Below are 18761 nucleotides of genomic sequence, written 5' to 3'. Positions count from 1 at the left end.
GGGCGGTGAGAAGGTTGCGGACCGGCGCCTGGCCAGAGCCTGTCCGGCCGGGCAGCCTGCGGAGCCACCGGGCGGCCGGTGGCTGGCGATTCTGTGCTGTCGGTTGTGCACCGGGCAGGGGCCTTGCGATATGCCCGCGCCACAGCACCATTGGGTCGCCCGCGCGCATTTCTGATCGGCTGTATGCTTGCGGCGCGCGCCGGGAACGGCGCCGCGGCACGGGGGCCGGGCTCAGTACTGCTCTTCGCGCTCCGGGGCCAGATATCCGGGCGCCAGGTTGCCAAAGCGGGTGAACTTGCCCTCAAAGGACAGATCCACGGTGCCGATCGGCCCGTGACGTTGTTTGCCCAGCACCACTTCGGCGCGGCCGTGCAGCCGGTCCATTTCTTCCTGCCAGATCGCCATTTTGTCGGTCTCGTGATCGCCGGGTTTTTCGCGTTCTTTGTAATATTCTTCGCGATACACGAACATCACCACATCGGCATCCTGCTCGATCGAGCCGGATTCACGCAGATCCGACAGCTGTGGCCGTTTGTCTTCGCGGTTTTCCACCTGGCGCGAAAGCTGCGACAGGGCGATCACCGGAATATGCAATTCCTTGGCGATGGCCTTCAGCCCCATGGTGATCTCGGAAATCTCGTTCACCCGGTTTTCATTTTTGCCGGTGCCGCGTACCAGCTGCAGATAGTCCACCACCAGCAGGTCAAGCCCGACCGAACGTTTCAGCCGCCGCGCCCGCGCCGAAAGCTGCGAGATTGGCAGTGCCGGTGTATCGTCGATATACAGCGGACAGGCCTCCAGCGATTTGGCCGCTTCGACAAAACGGCGGAACTCGCCCTCGGTCATGTCGCCTTTGCGGATCTGGGTTGAGGGCACTTCCGAAGCCTCAGACAGGATCCGCGCCGCCAGCTGATCGGCGCTCATCTCGAGGGAATAGAAACCGACAATGCCGCCCTCAATCGCGCCCTCGGAGCCGTCAGGCTTGGTGCCCTTTTTATACACTTTGGCGACGTTATAGGCGATGTTGGTGGCGAGCGAAGTTTTCCCCATCGACGGCCGGCCGGCGAGGATGATCAGGTCGGACGGGTGCAAGCCGCCCAGTTTTTTGTCCAGATCTATCAGCCCGGTTGAGATGCCGGAAATATCGCCGCCGCGCTGATAGGCGGCATTGGCGGCGTTCACCGCGGTGGTCACCGCTTTCAGAAAGGACTGGAAACCGCTGTCGGCTTTGCCGGCTTCGCCGAGTTTATAAAGGGACTGTTCGGCAGCAACGATCTGCTCAACGGGCTCGTCATCCAGGTCGAGCTTCATCGCTTTGCCGGCGATCTCATGGCCAAGCGCGATCAATTCGCGTCTGATGGCAAAATCATAGATCATCTGGGCGTAGTCGCGCACCGCAAAAGAGGAAATCGCCGCCCCGGCGAGGCGTGCCAGATAACTGGCACCACCCAGTTCCTGCAGACCTTCGTCATCCTCAAGATAGGCTTTCAAAGTCACCGGCGACGCCAGCATATTCTTGGCAATCTTGGCAGCAGCGGCCTCATAGATGCGCGCATGTACCGGGTCATAAAAATGCTCCGGCTGGATGATCGAGGCAACCCGGTCATAGATGTCATTGTTGGTCAGCACCGCGCCGAGCAATTGCTGCTCTGCCTCAATCGAGTGAGGCAGGGTGGGGCCGGCGTCTTCGCCCATCGGCAGGGCGGGCGGTTGCAGTGGTGCGATCTCGTTCATCAGTTTCCTCGGGGGTGTCCTCGGGGGGACCCTGGGTGGCAGTGCTGGTGCTGGGCTCTGTGATAGAAAACCTGGCGCCGCCCGGCAAATTGTATAGTTCTGTGGATAAGACATGTATAACCCAATTCTACCCTATGTTGATAGATTGGGGTGTTTGCGTCAATATTTAGTAGGGTGAGGGCGCGGCGCGGTGGAGAAACAGCGGCGGACCGGCAAAAGCCCGCCGCCGCTGTGTCATTCCTGCCGCGCCCGGCGTTTAATCAGCGGCTTTACGGGCGTCCTGCCAGGCGCGTGGCGCTTTCAGGAAGCTTTCGACCTCATCGAGCGTGGCGGCATCAAAGCTGCCCTGGGCGCGGGCCTCAGCCAGCACGTCCCACCAGGTGCAGAGACTGTGCAGCTGCACCCCATGATCGCCCAGTGTTTTTTCGGTTTCCGGAAAGATGTCGTAATAAAAGATCACCGCAGTGTGGCCGCAGCTGGCGCCGGTGTCGCGGATCGCATCCACAAAGGAGATTTTGGAGCCGCCGTCGGTGGTCAGATCTTCCACCAGCAGCACGCGCTGGCCCTCGGTCATCACACCCTCAATGCGGGCGTTGCGCCCATACCCTTTGGGTTTTTTACGCACATAGGTCATTGGCAGCGCCATGCGCTCGGCGACCAGGGCGGCAAAGGGGATGCCGGCGGTTTCGCCACCGGCGATATTGTCAAAAGCTTCAAACCCGGCGTTGCGCATCACGGTGATGGTGAGGAAATCCATCAGCGTGGCGCGGATGCGGGGGTAGCTGATCAGCTTGCGGCAATCCACATAGGACGGCGAAAGCAGGCCGGAGGCCAGTTTGAACGGGGTTTCTGTGTTGAAATCCACCGCTTTGATTTCCAGCAGCATGCGCGCACTCAGGCGGGCGATCTCTTCTTTGGTCGGATAGGCGGAGGGGATCATATGTCAGTTCCTGGTCTGAGCGCCCCCGGTTACAGCCCCGGGGCATGGGTTTCTTTTTGGTTTAAATATCCCCGCCGGAGGCACTCTGTTTTTGCCGCTGGCCAGGATATCCGAAATATGGTGGCGCTCAGTTGCTGACGCGCCAGTGCAGCGGAAATCCAGGGTCAAAAACGGTGACGGCACCGTCTTCAGTCTCAATTTTGTCCGGATAAATCACCGCCTCGCCGCGGCTCAGGGTGATGCTGTCCTCATTCACCGGCAGGCGGTAAAAGGCCGGGCCGTTCCGCGAGGTGAAGGCTTCCAGCCGCTCCAGCGCGCCGTCCTGTTCAAACACTTCCGCAAGGATCGACATGGTGTTGGTGGCGGTGAAACAGCCAGCGCAGCCGCAGGCGCTTTCTTTGTTCGGGTCGGTATGGGGCGCGGAATCAGTGCCGAGGAAGAAACGCGCATCCCCCGAGGTGGCGGCCACGCGCAGGGCGAGGCGGTGGGATTCGCGTTTGGCCACCGGCAGGCAATAATAATGCGGTTTGATGCCGCCCACGAGGATGTGGTTGCGGTTGATCACCAGGTGATGGGTGGTGATGGTGGCGCCCAGGTCTCCGCTGTCAGAGGATTTGACATAGTCCACCCCGTCAGAGGTGGTGATATGTTCCATCACCACCCGCAGGCCCGGCGTGGCACGGCGGATCGGGTCCAGTACCCGGTCGATGAAGACAGCTTCGCGGTCAAAAATGTCCACATCGGCGTCTACAACTTCACCATGCACACAGAGCGGCAGGCCGATTTCAGCCATTTTTTCCAGACAGGCCCGAACGTTGTCAAAATTGGCAACACCTGAACTGGAATTGGTGGTGGCGCCGGCGGGGTAAAGTTTCACCGCTGTGATGAGGCCGCTCGCGTGGGCGGCAGCGATGTCTTCGGGATCGCTCTCCTCGGTGAGGTAAAGCGTCATCAAGGGCTCAAAACGGCCGTCACCTGCGGCCAGGATGCGCGCGCGATAGGCGGCAGCCTGGGCGCTGGTCACCACCGGAGGCACCAGGTTGGGCATGATGATCGCACGGCCAAAATGGCGCGTGGTTTCGGGCAATACGGCGGCCAGCATTGCGCCATCGCGCAGATGCAGGTGCCAGTCATCGGGGCGGCGAAGCGTCAGGATCTGGGTCATATCGGGGCTGCGATAACACGAATGCGGTGCGGGAGGCTATAGGCGGACAGCGCGACCGGGCGATTTTTAGCAGCGGCGCGCTGTGCGCCTCTGTTGCCCGCTGCCCCCGGGGCGGGGGCTGTGAACTGCAAGCGGCGCGCAGGGCCGCTGCCCACGCGCCCACTGCCCGGACGTCAGCGACTTTGGCAGTGGTTGGCGGCGTTCGGTGGCGACGCAGCTGATGCCAGGTTTTTCGGGCCAGGTTCTGCGGGCCACGGGCTGCGGGCCAAGTTTTGCGGGCCACAGGCTGCGGGCCGGGGACGCTGACTTGTTTGCGGCGCGGGGTGCGGTGGCAGGATCAATATGGTTGCTACGCCGCTGACTGATTTCCAGAAGGGCGACCGGGCATCAGGGCCGGTTGTTGTCTGCCAGTTGAATGCCTCGGGTGCCGGGTCTGTCGCGGGTCAGCACCAGCGGCGTGTCATGCCGGGGTTCAAGGCGGATCCGGGTGGAGTTTCGGCTTGAGTAATATTTCGGATCATTCAGCACCGCGTCGGGCAGCATGGAAATATCAAAGATCTGATGCGCGGTTTTCTCGACATAAAGTTCCCAGGAAAAACCGCTGTGTTTGCCCGGGCCGTAATTTTCGAGGAATTCAATCTCAAGTGCAGCTTCGCGGGCGCGCAACTCGCCCATTTCGGCGCGGATACGGGCAAGTTCGTCAATGGGGGATCGGGTCATAAACATGGCGGGCTCCTGACTGTGTGCTGCCGCTATATTCAGGTGGATTCGGTTAAAATTTTCACAAAATTACTTGAATGGTGTTGAGGCGGGTGGTGAATGAGGGTGCACAACAGCGGGGAATGCCCGATGCGGCCCGGACATCAGCTCCGATGCCAGCCCGGCAACGGCTTTGATAAGGGGCGGCAACGGCATTGATAACGGCGCGGTGCAATCAACTGGCGGCGGCGTCCGTGTCGGTCGACGTCTGTTTGGGCGCCGGAGAAGCAATCCCATGTTTTTCCAGGCTCTGCGATGCGGCGGCCAGCGCTCTGCGGAACTGGGGCCAGTTCCTGGTGCTCAAAACATGCTGGCAGAGACGGGCGATACGATAGGGCTGCTTCTGGCGCTGCAGGTGTTTGAGAAACTGCAACAGCCAGTCCCGGTTCTGGTGCCGGGCCCGGAACAGACGTGAAAACAGTGGCTGAGTAAGCTGCCCTTCCATCAGGGCTTCAATCAGGTTGTCCAGGATGCCCAGGTTTTCCAGCGCAAACTCGGGATTCGCGCCAAGATGGCACGCGTGCAGGCGCGTAACATTGGCGCCGCTGAACAGGGCCGCATGCATCGCGTCCTGTTCAACAAGCGGGTCATAAATCAGAAACACCTCTTTGGCCGCGTCGCACATATCCGGCGCATAGCCGTAGCGCGAACTGAAATCCTGGCGGCGCTGAGCGATGAAGCGCGGGTCCCAGCTGGCATGTTCCGGTGCCAGCGTGGCCTGGGGGGAGAGCGCCAGCACCGAGGCACCGGGCGCAGTTACTGAGAAGGCCGCCGCCGCATATCCGCAACTGCCGGCCCCGAAAAACACCACCTCATCGTAATCATCAAAAAACCCGTCATCCACCAGCCGGTCAAAATAATCGTAGACGGCCTGGTCGCGGAACCAGCTGCGGTCATGGCTGAGCAGCGTCAACTGAGACCAGCCGTGGCTTTCGGCCAGCGACATGCCCATCGGCATACCGTCTTCGCTTTTTTCCAGAATGGTATCGGCGTTTTCAAAGCTGACCAGCAGCGAGGTGCCTTCATTGGACAGAATGGCGGAATGAGCACGGCCGAGGGTTTTGAAATGGCCCTGTTTGTCTCCGGTCACGCGCAGCATGTCCAGCCACTCGTCCCGGGTCAGTTCGATCAGGTCGTTGTCGTCAGTGCTCGTATCATTCACGTCGGGCGTCTCCTTGCCGGGTCGCGCTAGAGTATCAGTCAAGTGTTTCTCTAATGTAATGACAATCGCGCATCTCTGGGGTTGATTTTGGGCGGAATAAAGGTAAATGCGTCGGCCGTCGGGAGTATAGTTGCGAAATCCGCGACAATTCCCTGCTAATGCCCCATATTGTTGCCTCTGTTGCGGTAATTTGCAGGATAATATGAAATTTCCGGCCATCGTCGTTAACAGAGTGTGACCCGACGAAAACGCCGTTCGAATCGTGTTCCCGGGGAGCGCGGGCTTGACGGGGCGCGGGGCGCGTGCAGGATCCTGTGTAAAGGAGACGCCTGTGGAAAAACCCGGATCAATCTTGGCTGTGCAGAAGATGCTGGCATCGCAGCATTATATTTGTGACCGGCCGCTGGCGACAGTTGTCTATCTGGCGCTGACGCTGGGGCGGCCCCTGATGCTTGAAGGCGAAGCCGGTGTGGGCAAAACTGAGATCGCCAAGGCGATCGCGGCGGCGCTGGGCCGGCGGCTGATCCGGCTGCAATGTTATGAGGGGCTGGACGCGTCCACGGCGGTCTATGAATGGAATTTTGCCCAGCAGATGGTGGCGATCCGCACTGCCGAGGCCAGTGGCACCAGCGACCGCGCGGCTCTGAACGCGGAGCTGTTCAGCGAAGAGTTTCTGATTGAGCGGCCCCTGCTGGCGGCGATGCGGCCACAGCCGGGCGGGGCTCCGGTGTTGCTGATTGATGAGCTGGACCGCACCGACGAGCCGTTTGAAGCCTTTCTGCTGGAGGCGCTGAGTGAGTTTCAGCTGAGCATTCCTGAGCTGGGCACGGTGATCGCGCCGGAGCCGCCGATTGTGATCCTGACCTCCAACCGGACACGCGAGGTGCATGACGCGCTGAAACGGCGTTGCCTGTATCATTGGGTGGAATTCCCCGGCTTTGAGCGCGAGATGGAAGTGTTGCGCGCGCGCGCTCCTGGCGTCAGTGAGGCGCTGTCGCGCGAAGTGGTGGCGTTTGTGCAGCGTTTGCGGACAGAGGATCTGTTCAAGCGGCCCGGCGTGGCGGAAACCATTGACTGGGCGAAATGCCTGCTGGCGCTGGATACGGTGTCGCTGTCGCCCGAGGTGATTGCCGACACCATTGGCGCGATCCTGAAATATCAGGATGATATCGCCCGCATGCAGGGCGGTGAGGTGGCGCGCTTGCTGGAGGAAACCAGGCAGGCGCTCAGCGGGGCGGAGTGACACCGTTGCCGGTGTGGCTGTCCGCTCCGTTTGTGCGCTTGCCGTCACGGGATCAGGCGTCGGGTTTAAAGAAAAGGTGCTGGAGCGGGGCGCAGACACGTGAGGTCCGCTGATACAGGGCTGGCGTGCAGAGCTGGCGTACTGGGCTGCTGTTACCAGACCGCTGATACGGCGATGGCTGGATTGCGCTGCACCCGCAGCACCCGCAGCACCTGGCGGGCTGGTTGCCAGGCTCACAGGACTGGCGTGACCGGGCACAGCGCAAAGCGTGCCGCGACATCCAGACGGCGGGCGGATTTGGGGCAGTGGGGATGACAGTTAGAGCGGGTGACGGATAATCGGGGGTCATTGGTGACAGTTATACGGAAGACTTTAGGGCGTATGACGACAACATGCAGGAGAGTGGCGCATGGCTGATCTGAGCGATCTGGACTTGCCGCAGGACGGTAAACTGGCGGAGAACATCGCCCATTTTGGCCGCGCCTTGCGGGCGGCTGGCCTGCCCGTGGGGCCGGGTCGGGTGATTGAGGCCTGCCGCGCCATTGCCGTCACCGGCATTGGCGAGCGCGGCGATTTTTACCACGCGTTGCAGGCCTGTTTCATCACCCGGCCGGAGCAGCGTGAGGTGTTTCACCAGGTGTTCCGCCTGTTCTGGCGCGATCCGCAGTATCTCGAACATATGATGGCGATGCTTTTGCCCTCGATGCGGGGGGCGGCGGCGGAACGCGCAGTAAAACCTGCGGAAAAACGCGCCGCTGCAGCGTTGCTGGACGGGGTGGAGCGCCCGGCGCCGGAATTGCCGGACAGCGGTGAGACCAAAGTCGAGGCCGATGCGACGCTGAGCATGTCCGCCGAGCAGCGTCTGAAGTCGCTGGATTTTGAGCAGATGAGCCCTGAGGAAGTACGCCAGGCGCAGAAAATGCTGGCGCGGCTGAACCTGTCGGTGCCACCGCTCCTGACCCGGCGCCACCAGAGCACGCATTACGGGCGGCTTGACGCGCGGGCCACCCTGCGTGCGGCGCTGCGTCAGGGCGGTGAGATCACCCGTCTGCACCATTATAAACCGCGCCGGCGCTGGCCCAACCTGGTGGTGCTCTGTGATATTTCCGGCTCGATGTCCGCCTACAGCCGGGCGGTGCTGTTGTTCCTGCATGCGGTCTGCAATCACAAAGGCCAGGGCTGGGCCTCGGTGCACGGGTTCACCTTTGGCACCGAGCTGACCAATATCACCCGCTTGTTGCGCCAGCGGGATGCGGATGCGGCGCTGGCAGATATAGGTCATGGCGCCCGGGACTGGCAGGGTGGCACCCGCATCGGCGCCTGTCTGGCGCAGTTCAACCGGGACTGGTCGCGCCGGGTGCTGGGCTCGGGTGCGGTGGTGCTGCTGGTTACTGACGGGCTGGAGCGGCAGGAGACCGCGGTTCTGAAGCGCGAAGCGCAGCGGCTGCAGCTGTCGTGCAAACGGTTGATCTGGCTGAACCCGCTGCTGCGCTGGCAGGGGTTTGCGCCGGAAGCGGGCGGCATCCGGGCGTTGCTGCCCCATGTGGACAGCTTTCGTGCCGGGCATAACATCAGTTCGCTGGAGGCGCTGGGCGCTGCTCTGGGCCGCCCGGAGGATGGCGGTGAAAAAGCGCGCCTGCTGGCGATGTTGCGCGCGGGCTGACTCAGCCGGGTGATGGTGCGGGCTGATGCTGCCTGGAGGTGCGGGCTGATCAGGCAGGTTGATCGGGCAAGCCGGCCAGTGGGCTGACAGAGTGGGCTGACCGGGGCGCATGATCGGGCCTCTTGGTTGGCAGCATGGGCCACAGGCTGACAGGGCGGCGGACATCGCGGGCGGCTGATTACCTGCGCTGGCAACAAGCGGACCGGTGCTGCATTTGTTGATACTGACTGGTGCTGCACTTGCGGATACGGACTTGTGCTGCAGTTGATGTTAATGCGCAGGATCCGGGTCGCATTGGTGGTGGCATGGCGGCAGTGTGAGCCGGAGATGACGCCATTGGAGCTTGAGCATGACCACCAATTTCACCCCGCTTTATACCGCCTACAATGCCGCTTTTGTTGCCCGTGTGCGCGAAGGCAGGGAAGACGCTTACGGATTGCCAGCTGAACACGCGGTGTCTGATGGGGACGGCAATCCTTGTCGCAGCTGTCTGCAGATGATCCCCGCAGGGGCGGAGATGCTGATCCTGGCGGCGTGCCCGTTCCCGGAAAAACAGCCCTATGCCGAAACCGGGCCGATTTTCCTGTGTGCTGAGCATTGCACGCCCTGGGGGCAGCCCGGCGTTCCACCAGTGCTGACAAGTTCACCCGAGTATCTGGTCAAGGCCTACAGCAGCGATTACCGCATTGTGTATGGCACCGGGCGGATCACACCGGTCGCAGAGCTGGACCGCTATGTCGCCGCATTGCTGGCGCGTCCGGGCGTGGAATTTGTCGACATCCGCTCCGCACGCAACAATTGTTTTGCCACCCGCGCGTGGCGGGATGCAGCGGGCCCCGGTTGGGCCTGACGGGCGCAGGACGGGGACCCTGACGGGGCGTAGTGGAGTGCGGTGATGCAGGACGGTGCGCCGCAAAGGGCGCAGCGGGGCCCGGTGACGCAGCGCGGGCGCAACAGGGGATGGGGAAATGAAGCCCCTGATCCCGCCTGAGCGCAGAAGCCCCGGCACAAAATGCGAAAAATTCCAAAATTAGTGACAGGGGTTTGACCTGTATCAAGTTGGCACGCTGCAAACCAGGGCATCACATAGTTACGGAAAGCAAAGCGGGGCGCCGCTTTACCTTCCGCGTTCTCTTGTGTTCGCTGTTGTGCGTGGCGAAGACATTACCTGGCGCTGCAGATTTTTCCCTGAATCTGCGGCGTCTTTTTTTGTCGGTTTGTGAAATGTTGCGGCCCGGAGGCGTCTTGGGGCTTGGCGGGACGGCGGTGGCGGCCCATATTGAGCGCAACCGGAGGATATTATGCCCAAATTCACGCCAGAGGCCCCGCCCGAATCCCAGCCTGACGCCGCAAGAGAAACGCGGTCTGACGCCCGGCCTGAGCGTCTGGCAGTTTCCCAACCCACCGGTTTGGCTGCCGCCGGGACCACAGCCGGATTTGAGCAGATCCCGGAGATCGCGCTGGACTGGCACCGTCAGGGCCTGGGCGCGGTGCTGGCGACCGTGGTGGAAACCTGGGGCTCAGCGCCGCGCCCGGTGGGCAGCCAGCTGGTGATCTCGGGCACGGGCGACATGCAGGGCTCGGTTTCCGGCGGCTGTGTTGAAGGTGCTGTGGTGATGGAGGCGGCTGAGGCGCTGGCGGACGGCAAAGCGCGGCTGCTGGAGTTTGGTGTCAGCGATGAAGACGCCTTTGCGGTAGGGCTCGCCTGTGGTGGCCGCATCCGGGTGCGGCTGGATCCGGTGGGCAGCGAAATATCCGAGGCGCATCTGAGTGAACTGGTGGCCGCACGTGCGACGCGACGCGCAGTGGCCGAGGTCGTCGGCCCGCAGGGGCGGCACCTGGCCGGGCGCGGGCAGTATGAAGACCGCTTCCGCCAGGACCGTTCCGGGTTCGAGGCGGATGGCGAGACCTTTGTCGCGATTCACAATCCGCCGCTGCGCCTCGCGGTCATCGGCGCGGTGCATATTGCCCAGCCGCTGCTGCAGATGGCGCGGCTGGCTGGTTATGACGTGACGTTATTTGACCCGCGGGACAGCTTTGCCGCGGCGGCCCGGTTTCCCGGAGAAACGGTGATCAGCGACTGGCCGGATGAGGCGCTCACGGCCTGGGGTGCGGACGCGCGCAGCGCGGTAGTGACACTGACCCATGATCCGAAACTGGATGATCCTGCGATTGAGGTCGCTTTAAGATCAGAGGTGTTTTATCTCGGCTGCCTCGGCTCTAAACGCACCCATGCCAAACGGGTGCAACGCCTGGAGCAGGCCGGTTTTCTGGCGGCGGATATCGGCCGTATTCACGGCCCTGTGGGGCTGGATATCGGCGCAAAATCACCGGCTGAAATCGCCATAGCAATCCTGGCGGAACTCACTCAGCGGTTGCGTCAGTCATGAAGTTTGGCGAAGAAACTGTCCGTCTCAGCCAAGGCGCAATCCTCGCCCATTCCGTCGATCTTTCCGGCGACGGCCGGCTGCGCAAAGGCGTGGTGCTGGGCGCGAGGGAATTGGAAAAGCTTGAAGCTGCGGGGCATGAAACTGTGGTTGTGGCGCGGCTGGAACCGGGCGATCTGGGCGAAGATCCGGCGGCGGCGCAGATTGCGGCGGCGCTGGTGCCTGATGCACAAGCGGCCGGGCTGGTGATTGGCGCTGCGGCGCGCGGGCGCGTCAATATCCACGCCGCCTGCGCCGGGGTTTTGCAGCTGGATGTGGCCAGGTTACACGCCGCCAACCTGGTGGACCCGATGATCACGCTGGCCACATTGCCCGCGTTTCAACGGGTTTCAGCCGGTATGCTGGTGGCGACGGTGAAAATCATTGCTTACGGGGTCGCGGCAGAGCCCGTGCATCAGGTCGCGAGCATACTGCACGACGCTATGGTGGTGGCACCGGTAAAAATGCGCCACGCGACGCTGATCCAGACCCGGCTGTCGCCGCGCGATGACGTGCTGGCGCTCAAAGGCGAAGCGGCGGTGGCGGCGCGCTTGCAGGCTCTGGGTATCACGCTCACGGCCTCGGTACGCTGTGATCACCGGGTTGAGGCGATTGCGGGCGAGATGTCCCGGGCCGAGGGCGAACTTGTGCTGGTGCTGACCGCTTCGGCTACGTCTGATCCCAATGACGTGGCGCCGGCGGCGCTGCGTGCGGCGGGGGGCGAAGTGACCCGCTTTGGCATGCCGGTGGACCCGGGTAATCTGTTGTTTCTCGGCCAGCTCGCCGGGCGGGATGTGATCGGGCTGCCGGGCTGTGTGCGTGCGCCGGCCTTAAACGGGGCGGACTGGGTGCTGGAACGGGTGGTCTGCGGCCTGGCGCCAACAGATGATGACATCGCGGCGATGGGGGTTGGCGGCCTGTTAAAAGAAAGTCCGCAGCGCGGCTATCCACGCGAAGCATAACGATTGTGACCGCCCGGTCCCGTGCGGGTTGCAGCCGGCTTCCTGGCGTGGATTTACCCGCTGCGCCAGGGAGTTACAGGCAGACAAGACCGGCGAAAACCGGATAATTTTGCCACATATGCGTAATTGGGTGGTTTTCAACTCACCTGGAGCGTGCTTACATCAATGATATCTCACAAGGAGGAACCTATGACGGACGTTACACTTACCGTGAACGGCACCCAGGTGACGGCTCAGGTCGAAGGGCGCACGTTGCTCGTTGATCTTCTGCGCGAAGATGCGCGGCTGACCGGCACCCATGTGGGCTGTGACACCAGCCAGTGCGGGGCCTGTGTGGTCCACGTGAATGGCGAAGCAGTCAAATCCTGCACCATGTTTGCCGTTGAGGCGGATGGCGCAGAGGTCACCACCATCGAAGGCATGGCCAATGCGGATGGCTCATTGTCGACCTTGCAGCAGGCGTTTCAGGATCACCACGGGCTTCAGTGCGGATTTTGCACCCCGGGCATGGTGATGTCGGCAGCGGCATTGCTGAAAGAAAACCCGAAACCCAGCGCTCAGGAAATCCGCGATTACCTGGAAGGCAATATCTGCCGCTGTACCGGGTATCATAATATCGTGAAATCCATTCTGGCGGCCAGTGGACAGGACGCAGGCGCTATCGCTGCAGAATAGGCAGCGACGGCCATTCCGGCCACAGCCAGAGGCCCGATCTTCAGACGCAGGACTATAACCGGCGCAGGGCAATCAGCAATTTCAGGGAAGGATTTATTATGCCCAACGACATTGGCCACAGCGCCAGTTCAAAACGGCGCGAAGACGTCAGGTTCCTGACCGGCGTCGGAAATTACACAGATGATATCGATTTGCACCGCCAGTCCCATGTAGTGTTTCTGCGCAGCCAGGTGGCCCATGGCCGCCTGAAGGCGGTTGAAACCACTGCGGCTGCGGCGATGCCCGGCGTGCTGCGCATCTTTACCGGCGCGGATTTTGAAGGCGTTGGTGGCATTCCCACCGGCTGGCAGATCACTTCGCGCGATGGTGAGGTGATGCAGGAGCCTGGGCATCCGGTGCTGGCCCAGGGCAAGGTGCGCTTTGTTGGCGATATGATTGCCGCCGTGGTTGCAGAAACCGAAGACCAGGCGCGAGACGCCGCTGAGGCCATTGAGCTTGATATCGAAGAGCTGCCCGCCGTAATCGATATGAAAGCGGCGCTGGCGGAAGGCTCACCTAAGGTCCATGACGATCTGACGGGCAACCTCTGTTACGACTGGGGGTTTGTTGAGGACAACCGCGACGCGGTGGACGCGGCGATCAAAGCGGCTGATCACGTCACCACACTTGAACTGGTGAACAACCGGCTGGTGGCCAACCCGATGGAGCCCCGTGTTGCCATTGGCGATTTTGCCCCCGGCACCGGGGACAGCACGCTGTACACCACCTCGCAAAACCCGCATCTTATCCGGCTGTTGATGGGCGCGTTTGTGCTTGGCATTCCGGAACATAAACTGCGCGTCGTTGCCCCGGATGTGGGCGGTGGTTTTGGCACCAAGATTTTCCACTATGCCGAAGAGGCGTTTTGTACCTTTGCCGCCAAGGCGCTGAAACGTCCGGTGAAATGGACCTCAACGCGTTCGGAAGCCTTTATCTCCGACGCGCATGGCCGCGATCACGTGACCAAAATCGAACTGGCGCTGAGCAAAGAGGGTGATTTCCTCGCTGTGCGCACCGATACCCACGCCAATATGGGCGCTTACCTGTCCACGTTTGCGCCAGCGGTGCCGACCTGGCTGCATGGCATCCTGATGGCTGGCAACTACAAGACACCGCTGATCTATGTGAATGTGAAAGCGGTGTTCACCAATACGGTGCCGGTGGATGCTTATCGCGGGGCTGGTCGTCCTGAAGCCACGTTCCAGCTGGAGCGGGTGATCGACAAGGCGGCGCGCGAAATGGGCTTTGATCCCATTGAACTGCGGCGGCGCAATTTCATCCACGACTTCCCCTATGCCACGCCTGTGGCAGTGGAATATGATACCGGCGATTATGACGCCACCCTGGACAAGCTGCTGGAGATTTCGGACCATGCCGGGTTTGAAGCGCGGCGCGACGCCAGTGCCAAAAAGGGGCTGCTGCGGGGTCTCGGGATCAATTGTTACATTGAGGCCTGTGGCATTGCGCCTTCCAACCTGGTAGGGCAACTCGGCGCCCGTGCGGGGCTTTATGAATCCGCCACGGTGCGGGTGAATGCCACTGGTGGCCTGGTGGTGATGACCGGGTCTCACAGCCATGGTCAGGGGCATGAAACCGCCTTTCCTCAGGTGATTGCCAAAATGATTGGTATTGATGAGAACATGATCGAGATCGTGCATGGCGATACGGCTAATGCGCCGATGGGCATGGGCACCTATGGTTCGCGTTCCCTGGCTGTGGGCGGATCGGCGATGGTGCGGGCGACCGAGAAGATCATCGCCAAGGCCAAGAAAATCGCGGCCCATTTGCTGGAAGCGTCTGACGCGGATATCGAGCTGAAAGACGGGCAGTTTTCCATTGTCGGCACCGATAAATCCGTGGCCTGGGGCGAAGTGACCCTGGCTGCCTATGTGCCGCATAACTACCCGCTGGACGATATCGAGCCGGGGCTGGAAGAAACCGCGTTTTATGACCCGACGAACTTTACCTATCCGGCGGGCGCCTATTCCTGCGAGGTCGAAGTGGATCCGGACACCGGGCGCGTCACCATTGAACGCTTTGCCGCGGCGGATGATTTTGGCAATGTGATCAATCCGATGATCGTGGAAGGCCAGGTACATGGCGGCATTGGCCAGGGCATCGGTCAGGCTTTGCTGGAAGGCGCGGTCTATGATGACAATGGCCAGTTGCTGACCGGGTCCTATATGGATTATGCCATGCCACGGGCCGACGATTTGCCGTTTTTTCAGGTCGATCATTCCTGTCAGACACCGTGCACCCATAACCCGCTCGGGGTCAAAGGCTGCGGCGAGGCAGGCGCGATCGGATCGCCTCCGGCGGTGGTCAACGCGGTGGTGGACGCGCTGCAGCGCGCCGGCCTTGATGTCACCCATATCGACATGCCACTGTCACCCGCCAGGGTGTGGTCGGCGATGAATTCCTGATCGAAAGGGACGAGGATGTATAGTTTTGAAATAGAACGGCCCGCAACGATCGCAGAGGCGGTGGCCGCGCTTAAGGGCGAGGATGCCCAGGCGCTGGGCGGCGGGCAGACGTTGATCCCGACGTTGAAACAGCGGCTGGCAATGCCGGGCGTGCTGGTGTCGCTGGCGGGCATTGATGCAATCAACGGTATCAGCAGAAATGGTGCCGGCGAGTTTTGCATTGGCGGTGGCAGCACCCATGCGGCGGTGGCGGGCGGTGCGGGGGCTTATCCGGCACTGGCGGCACTGGCGGGCGGTATCGGTGATCCGGCGGTGCGCAACCGCGGCACCATTGGCGGCTCGCTGGCCAACAATGACCCTTCAGCCTGTTACCCGGCGGCCGCGCTTGGCTCCGGTGCCACTATCGTCACCAACGCGCGTGAAATCGCAGCAGATGATTTTTTCCAGGGCATGTTCACCACCGCACTGGACGAGGGTGAGATCATCACCGAAGTGCGCTTTGCGGTGCCGGAGGTGGCGAACTACCAGAAGTTCGAACAGCCGGCGTCCCGGTTTGCCCTGGTTGGTGTCTTTGTTGCCAAATACGCCAGCGGTGTGCGGGTGGCGGTGACCGGCGCGTCTGAAGAAGGGGTGTTCCGCTGGGCTGAGGCCGAAGCAGCGCTGTCGGCTGATTTTTCGGCTGCGGCGCTGGACGGGCTGACAATGTCTGCGGCGGGCATGATTGGCGACCTGCATGGCACGGCTGAGTACCGCGCCCATCTGGTGGCTGTGATGACGCGGCGCGCTGTGCAGGCTGCCGGCTAAGGCTTGCGTTACAAAACAAAATAAAATGCGCCGGTGCATCTCCGGCGCTTTTTTTTGGCCCGGGCCGTGGCTGTGGCGGGACAGCTGTACGCAAGAGGCTTAATTTCGCGGGCACCGCCACGGGATCACCACACGATCTCGCGCGACACATAATACGGAAAGCGTATCGCAGCCATAGAGTGCCGGGGCAGGCACAGCCTCTGGCACCGCTGCGGACAGTCAAAGAAAAACCCCCGCACTGCCAGGCAGCCGGGGGTTCTTTAAATCTTGCTGGAAACGGGCTTATTTGCCCTGAAGCGGACCGATCATCATAATCATCTGACGACCTTCCATTTTCGGCATGTTCTCGACTTTGCCGGTTTCCTTGATGTCTTCTGCAACCCGCAGCAGCAGCTTGCGACCCAGCTCCTGGTGCGCCATTTCACGGCCACGGAAACGCAGGGTGATTTTCACCTTGTCGCCATTTTCAAGGAACTTGAACACGTTGCGCATTTTCACATCGTAATCATTTGTATCCGTATTGGGACGGAATTTGACTTCCTTGATTTCGATGGTCTTCTGCTTCTTGCGGGCTTCAGATTCACGTTTCTGCTGTTCATATTTGAACTTGCCGAAATCCATGATTTTGACCACGGGGGGAACCGCATTGGGGGAAATTTCCACCAGATCAAGACCCGCTTGTTCCGCCAGCGCCAGGCCACGTTCGGGTGTTACAACACCGATGTTTTCACCCTCGGCGCCAATGAGGCGGATTTCAGGCGACCTGATGCGACCGTTGATACGGGGTCCGGTGTCACGGGTCGGCGGGGCGTTATGGGGTCTGCGGGCTATGGCGCTGTTCCTTATGTGGTTGCAGATATCTGGTGGCGGAAAATAGGGCCGCTGGCGTCAATATTCAACCGCTTAATAGCCCGATTCCCCGGTTCTGGCCATATTGTTACCGCCAGTGCTTTTAATATTGTTAACCATGAGCGGATTCGCCATAGGATTAAGGCAAATTTACCCGGAAATTGAGGACGATTGACCTATGAGCAGCCGATTCACCAAAATCACCCTGATCGCCGTTATGGCACTGACCCTGGCCGCATGTAAGGACGACGAAAAAGAAGCTTCCGGTACCGGCGAGGGCACAACAGAACCGTCCGAAGTGGGGGTGGCAGCTCAGGATGCGACGCCTGAGAATGCGGAGACCGTCATGGACAACGCGGTTGAAACTGCGGTGGCGGCGGTGAAAGGGGGGGCTGAAACGGTGGGGAACGTTGTGAGTGATGTTGTGGATAATGCGGCAGAAGCGATGAATGGGGGCGCGGAAGAGGTGGTAGAGGCGGCGCACAGTGGCGCTGACACGGCCAGCGGCAGTGCAAAAGAGGCCGCAGCGGCGACCGGGGCCATGGTTGCGGGGGCGGTGGAAAAAGCTGCTGCAGCCGCCGGCGTGGCAAAAGAATCCGCTGCAGGCGGGTTCCTGCGCCTGAAACAAGGGCTGAAACAGAGCCTGTCCTCCCCGGACACACAATAAAGATGACGTTGCACCCGGGCGGGCGCGCGCCGGGCTCTGCCCGGCGCGCGGCCCAACACTCTGAGGGCGCCGCTTCAGCGGGGTTCAGAGGGGCGGGAGCCGTCCATTGTGGGGCGATGAGTTTGTGTGCGTGGCCGGTATTGCCGTCTGCGTCCGGACAGTGCCCTGAGCCGTGCACCAGCCGGCGCGCGGGCCGGTGTTTTGACTGGTGCAAGGGGCGCGTTCAGGCCCGTGCTCCTCTCAGTGCATCTGTCTCTGGTCGCGCCGGGGCCGCATCCAGGGCTGGCCAGGGCTACCGCGGGGACAACAAAAAAAAGCGGCCCCGGAAAGGAGCCGCTAAGTCAGGGAGAGTTACTCAGTGTCTCAGTCGACAAAGGCTTTTTCGACGACATACTCTTTGGGCGAAGAATTGGCGCCTTCGCGCAGACCATAGCCTTCCATCAGCTCTTTGATCTCCAGATTGAACGCGAGGTTGCCACAGACCATGGCGCGGTCGGTTTCCGGTGCAATCGGATCAATGCCCAGATCGGCAAAGACTTCGCCCGAACGCATCAGATCGGTGATGCGGCCCATTTTGGGGCTCTCTTCGCGGGTGGTGGTCGGGTAGTATTTCACTTTGTCGCCAACCATTTCACCGATCAGCGGATCTGCTGCCAGGCTTTCCACCAGCGCGCGGCCATAGGCCAGTTCGCCGACTTCACGACAGGTGTGGGTGATGATCACCTCGTCATAGTTTTCCCAGGTCTCCGGCTCGCGCAGCAGCGAGGCGAACGGCGCAAAACCGGTGCCGGTGGCGAACAGCCACAGCCGTTTGCCCGGCAGGATCGCGTCATGCACCAGGGTGCCGACGGGTTTGGGGCGCAGGATGATCTGATCACCCACTTTGATATGCTGCAGTTTGGAGGTCAGTGGACCGTCCTGCACGATGATGGAATAGAACTCCAACTCGTCATCCCAGGAGGGTGAGGCGATGGAATAGGCGCGCAGCAGCGGTTTGCCATTGTCACCCATCAGCCCGATCATCACGAATTCACCGGAGCGAAAGCGCAGCGACTGCGGCCGCGTCACCCGGAAGGAAAACAGACGGTCGGTCCACTGCGTGACCTTGGTGATGGTCTGCGCATTGGGCAGGGTGGGGGTGGCTTTGGTCGGGGTCTCGCTGGCTGCAGTTGTTGGGGCAGCGGTTGCTTGGGCCGGGGTTGCTTGGGCTTGGGTCACTTGGGTTTGCTCGTTCATCGCATTTCGGACAC

Annotated in this window: 16 protein-coding genes; 9 read left to right on the top strand and 7 right to left on the bottom strand. The window is 61.4% G+C overall.

Translation table 11 applies throughout. The features are described 5' to 3' along the window. Window positions 1-231: 231 nt before the first annotated feature. The 5 genes from DWA01_RS06885 to DWA01_RS06865 all read right to left on the bottom strand — a co-directional run bounded on the left by DWA01_RS06885 (window position 232) and on the right by DWA01_RS06865 (window position 5760). A complete protein-coding gene (locus tag DWA01_RS06885) occupies window positions 232-1734 on the bottom strand; it encodes a replicative DNA helicase (RefSeq protein WP_114285109.1) in 1503 nt (500 codons plus the stop codon). A 256-nt stretch (window positions 1735-1990) separates the two neighbouring features. Further along, window positions 1991-2674 (bottom strand): orotate phosphoribosyltransferase, encoded by a 684-nt coding sequence (locus DWA01_RS06880; RefSeq protein ID WP_114285108.1) that lies wholly within the window; start codon window positions 2672-2674, stop codon window positions 1991-1993. 127 nt (window positions 2675-2801) lie between these two features. Beyond that, complete coding sequence (gene pyrC, locus DWA01_RS06875; protein WP_114285107.1) at window positions 2802-3839, bottom strand: dihydroorotase; 1038 nt, start codon at window positions 3837-3839, stop codon at window positions 2802-2804. Window positions 3840-4226: 387 nt separating this feature from the next. Further along, window positions 4227-4565, bottom strand: coding sequence for a hypothetical protein (locus DWA01_RS06870; protein ID WP_114285106.1), 339 nt, complete (start codon window positions 4563-4565; stop codon window positions 4227-4229). Between the two features lie 208 nt (window positions 4566-4773). Then, window positions 4774-5760 carry a phosphoadenosine phosphosulfate reductase gene (locus DWA01_RS06865; protein ID WP_114285105.1) on the bottom strand — a complete coding sequence of 329 codons (987 nt, stop codon included), beginning with the start codon at window positions 5758-5760 and terminating at the stop codon, window positions 4774-4776. Between the two features lie 331 nt (window positions 5761-6091). Here DWA01_RS06865 and DWA01_RS06860 point away from each other — a divergent pair, with 331 nt between their 5' ends. From DWA01_RS06860 to DWA01_RS06825, 8 genes are all read left to right on the top strand, one after another. Further along, window positions 6092-7003: an AAA family ATPase gene (locus DWA01_RS06860; RefSeq protein WP_114285104.1), complete on the top strand. Its 912-nt coding sequence runs from the start codon at window positions 6092-6094 to the stop codon at window positions 7001-7003. 409 nt (window positions 7004-7412) lie between these two features. Next, entirely contained in the window at window positions 7413-8666 is a 1254-nt protein-coding gene (locus DWA01_RS06855) for a vWA domain-containing protein (protein WP_114285103.1), read from the top strand. A 349-nt stretch (window positions 8667-9015) separates the two neighbouring features. Then, a complete protein-coding gene (locus DWA01_RS06850; protein WP_114285102.1) occupies window positions 9016-9516 on the top strand; it encodes a DUF1203 domain-containing protein in 501 nt (166 codons plus the stop codon). Window positions 9517-9967: 451 nt separating this feature from the next. Beyond that, window positions 9968-11056: an XdhC family protein gene (locus DWA01_RS06845; RefSeq protein WP_114285101.1), complete on the top strand. Its 1089-nt coding sequence runs from the start codon at window positions 9968-9970 to the stop codon at window positions 11054-11056. Continuing rightward, window positions 11053-12054 (top strand): molybdopterin-binding protein, encoded by a 1002-nt coding sequence (locus tag DWA01_RS06840; RefSeq protein WP_114285100.1) that lies wholly within the window; start codon window positions 11053-11055, stop codon window positions 12052-12054. Before DWA01_RS06845 ends, DWA01_RS06840 begins: the two co-directional genes overlap by 4 nt. Before the next feature lie 189 nt (window positions 12055-12243). Beyond that, window positions 12244-12729, top strand: a complete 486-nt coding sequence (locus DWA01_RS06835) for a (2Fe-2S)-binding protein (protein WP_114285099.1) — start codon at window positions 12244-12246, stop codon at window positions 12727-12729. A gap of 98 nt (window positions 12730-12827) precedes the next feature. Next, a complete protein-coding gene (locus tag DWA01_RS06830) occupies window positions 12828-15191 on the top strand; it encodes a xanthine dehydrogenase family protein molybdopterin-binding subunit (RefSeq protein WP_114285098.1) in 2364 nt (787 codons plus the stop codon). Window positions 15192-15206: 15 nt separating this feature from the next. Beyond that, window positions 15207-15995: an FAD binding domain-containing protein gene (locus tag DWA01_RS06825; protein WP_114285097.1), complete on the top strand. Its 789-nt coding sequence runs from the start codon at window positions 15207-15209 to the stop codon at window positions 15993-15995. 282 nt (window positions 15996-16277) lie between these two features. On the opposite strand, the gene infC is transcribed toward DWA01_RS06825, so the two are convergent. Further along, the gene (gene infC, locus DWA01_RS06820) at window positions 16278-16775 is read right to left on the bottom strand and encodes a translation initiation factor IF-3 (protein ID WP_473206060.1); all 498 of its coding nucleotides are present in this window, start codon (window positions 16773-16775) and stop codon (window positions 16278-16280) included. 247 nt (window positions 16776-17022) lie between these two features. Between infC and DWA01_RS06815 the strand changes: the two genes are divergently transcribed. After that, window positions 17023-17511, top strand: a complete 489-nt coding sequence (locus DWA01_RS06815) for a hypothetical protein (protein WP_114285095.1) — start codon at window positions 17023-17025, stop codon at window positions 17509-17511. Window positions 17512-17874: 363 nt separating this feature from the next. Here DWA01_RS06815 and DWA01_RS06810 read toward each other — a convergent pair whose 3' ends face one another. Further along, complete coding sequence (locus DWA01_RS06810; protein WP_114285116.1) at window positions 17875-18747, bottom strand: ferredoxin--NADP reductase; 873 nt, start codon at window positions 18745-18747, stop codon at window positions 17875-17877. Window positions 18748-18761 lie beyond the last annotated feature (14 nt).

Source organism: Candidatus Halocynthiibacter alkanivorans, from assembly GCF_003333265.1.
GTDB lineage: Bacteria > Pseudomonadota > Alphaproteobacteria > Rhodobacterales > Rhodobacteraceae > Halocyntiibacter_A > Halocyntiibacter_A alkanivorans.
This window is presented reverse-complemented; position numbering and strand designations above follow the sequence as displayed.

Excerpts from the sequence above, each read along its gene's own strand:
- DWA01_RS06885 (WP_114285109.1), bottom strand. The coding sequence starts at position 1,734 with ATGAACGAGATCGCACCACTGCAACCGCCCGCCCTGCCGATGGGCGAA.
- DWA01_RS06880 (WP_114285108.1), bottom strand. The coding sequence starts at position 2,674 with ATGATCCCCTCCGCCTATCCGACCAAAGAAGAGATCGCCCGCCTGAGT.
- pyrC (WP_114285107.1), bottom strand. The coding sequence starts at position 3,839 with ATGACCCAGATCCTGACGCTTCGCCGCCCCGATGACTGGCACCTGCAT.
- DWA01_RS06870 (WP_114285106.1), bottom strand. The coding sequence starts at position 4,565 with ATGTTTATGACCCGATCCCCCATTGACGAACTTGCCCGTATCCGCGCC.
- DWA01_RS06855 (WP_114285103.1), top strand. The coding sequence starts at position 7,413 with ATGGCTGATCTGAGCGATCTGGACTTGCCGCAGGACGGTAAACTGGCG.
- DWA01_RS06850 (WP_114285102.1), top strand. The coding sequence starts at position 9,016 with ATGACCACCAATTTCACCCCGCTTTATACCGCCTACAATGCCGCTTTT.
- DWA01_RS06845 (WP_114285101.1), top strand. The coding sequence starts at position 9,968 with ATGCCCAAATTCACGCCAGAGGCCCCGCCCGAATCCCAGCCTGACGCC.
- DWA01_RS06840 (WP_114285100.1), top strand. The coding sequence starts at position 11,053 with ATGAAGTTTGGCGAAGAAACTGTCCGTCTCAGCCAAGGCGCAATCCTC.
- DWA01_RS06835 (WP_114285099.1), top strand. The coding sequence starts at position 12,244 with ATGACGGACGTTACACTTACCGTGAACGGCACCCAGGTGACGGCTCAG.
- DWA01_RS06830 (WP_114285098.1), top strand. The coding sequence starts at position 12,828 with ATGCCCAACGACATTGGCCACAGCGCCAGTTCAAAACGGCGCGAAGAC.
- DWA01_RS06825 (WP_114285097.1), top strand. The coding sequence starts at position 15,207 with ATGTATAGTTTTGAAATAGAACGGCCCGCAACGATCGCAGAGGCGGTG.
- DWA01_RS06815 (WP_114285095.1), top strand. The coding sequence starts at position 17,023 with ATGAGCAGCCGATTCACCAAAATCACCCTGATCGCCGTTATGGCACTG.
- DWA01_RS06810 (WP_114285116.1), bottom strand. The coding sequence starts at position 18,747 with ATGAACGAGCAAACCCAAGTGACCCAAGCCCAAGCAACCCCGGCCCAA.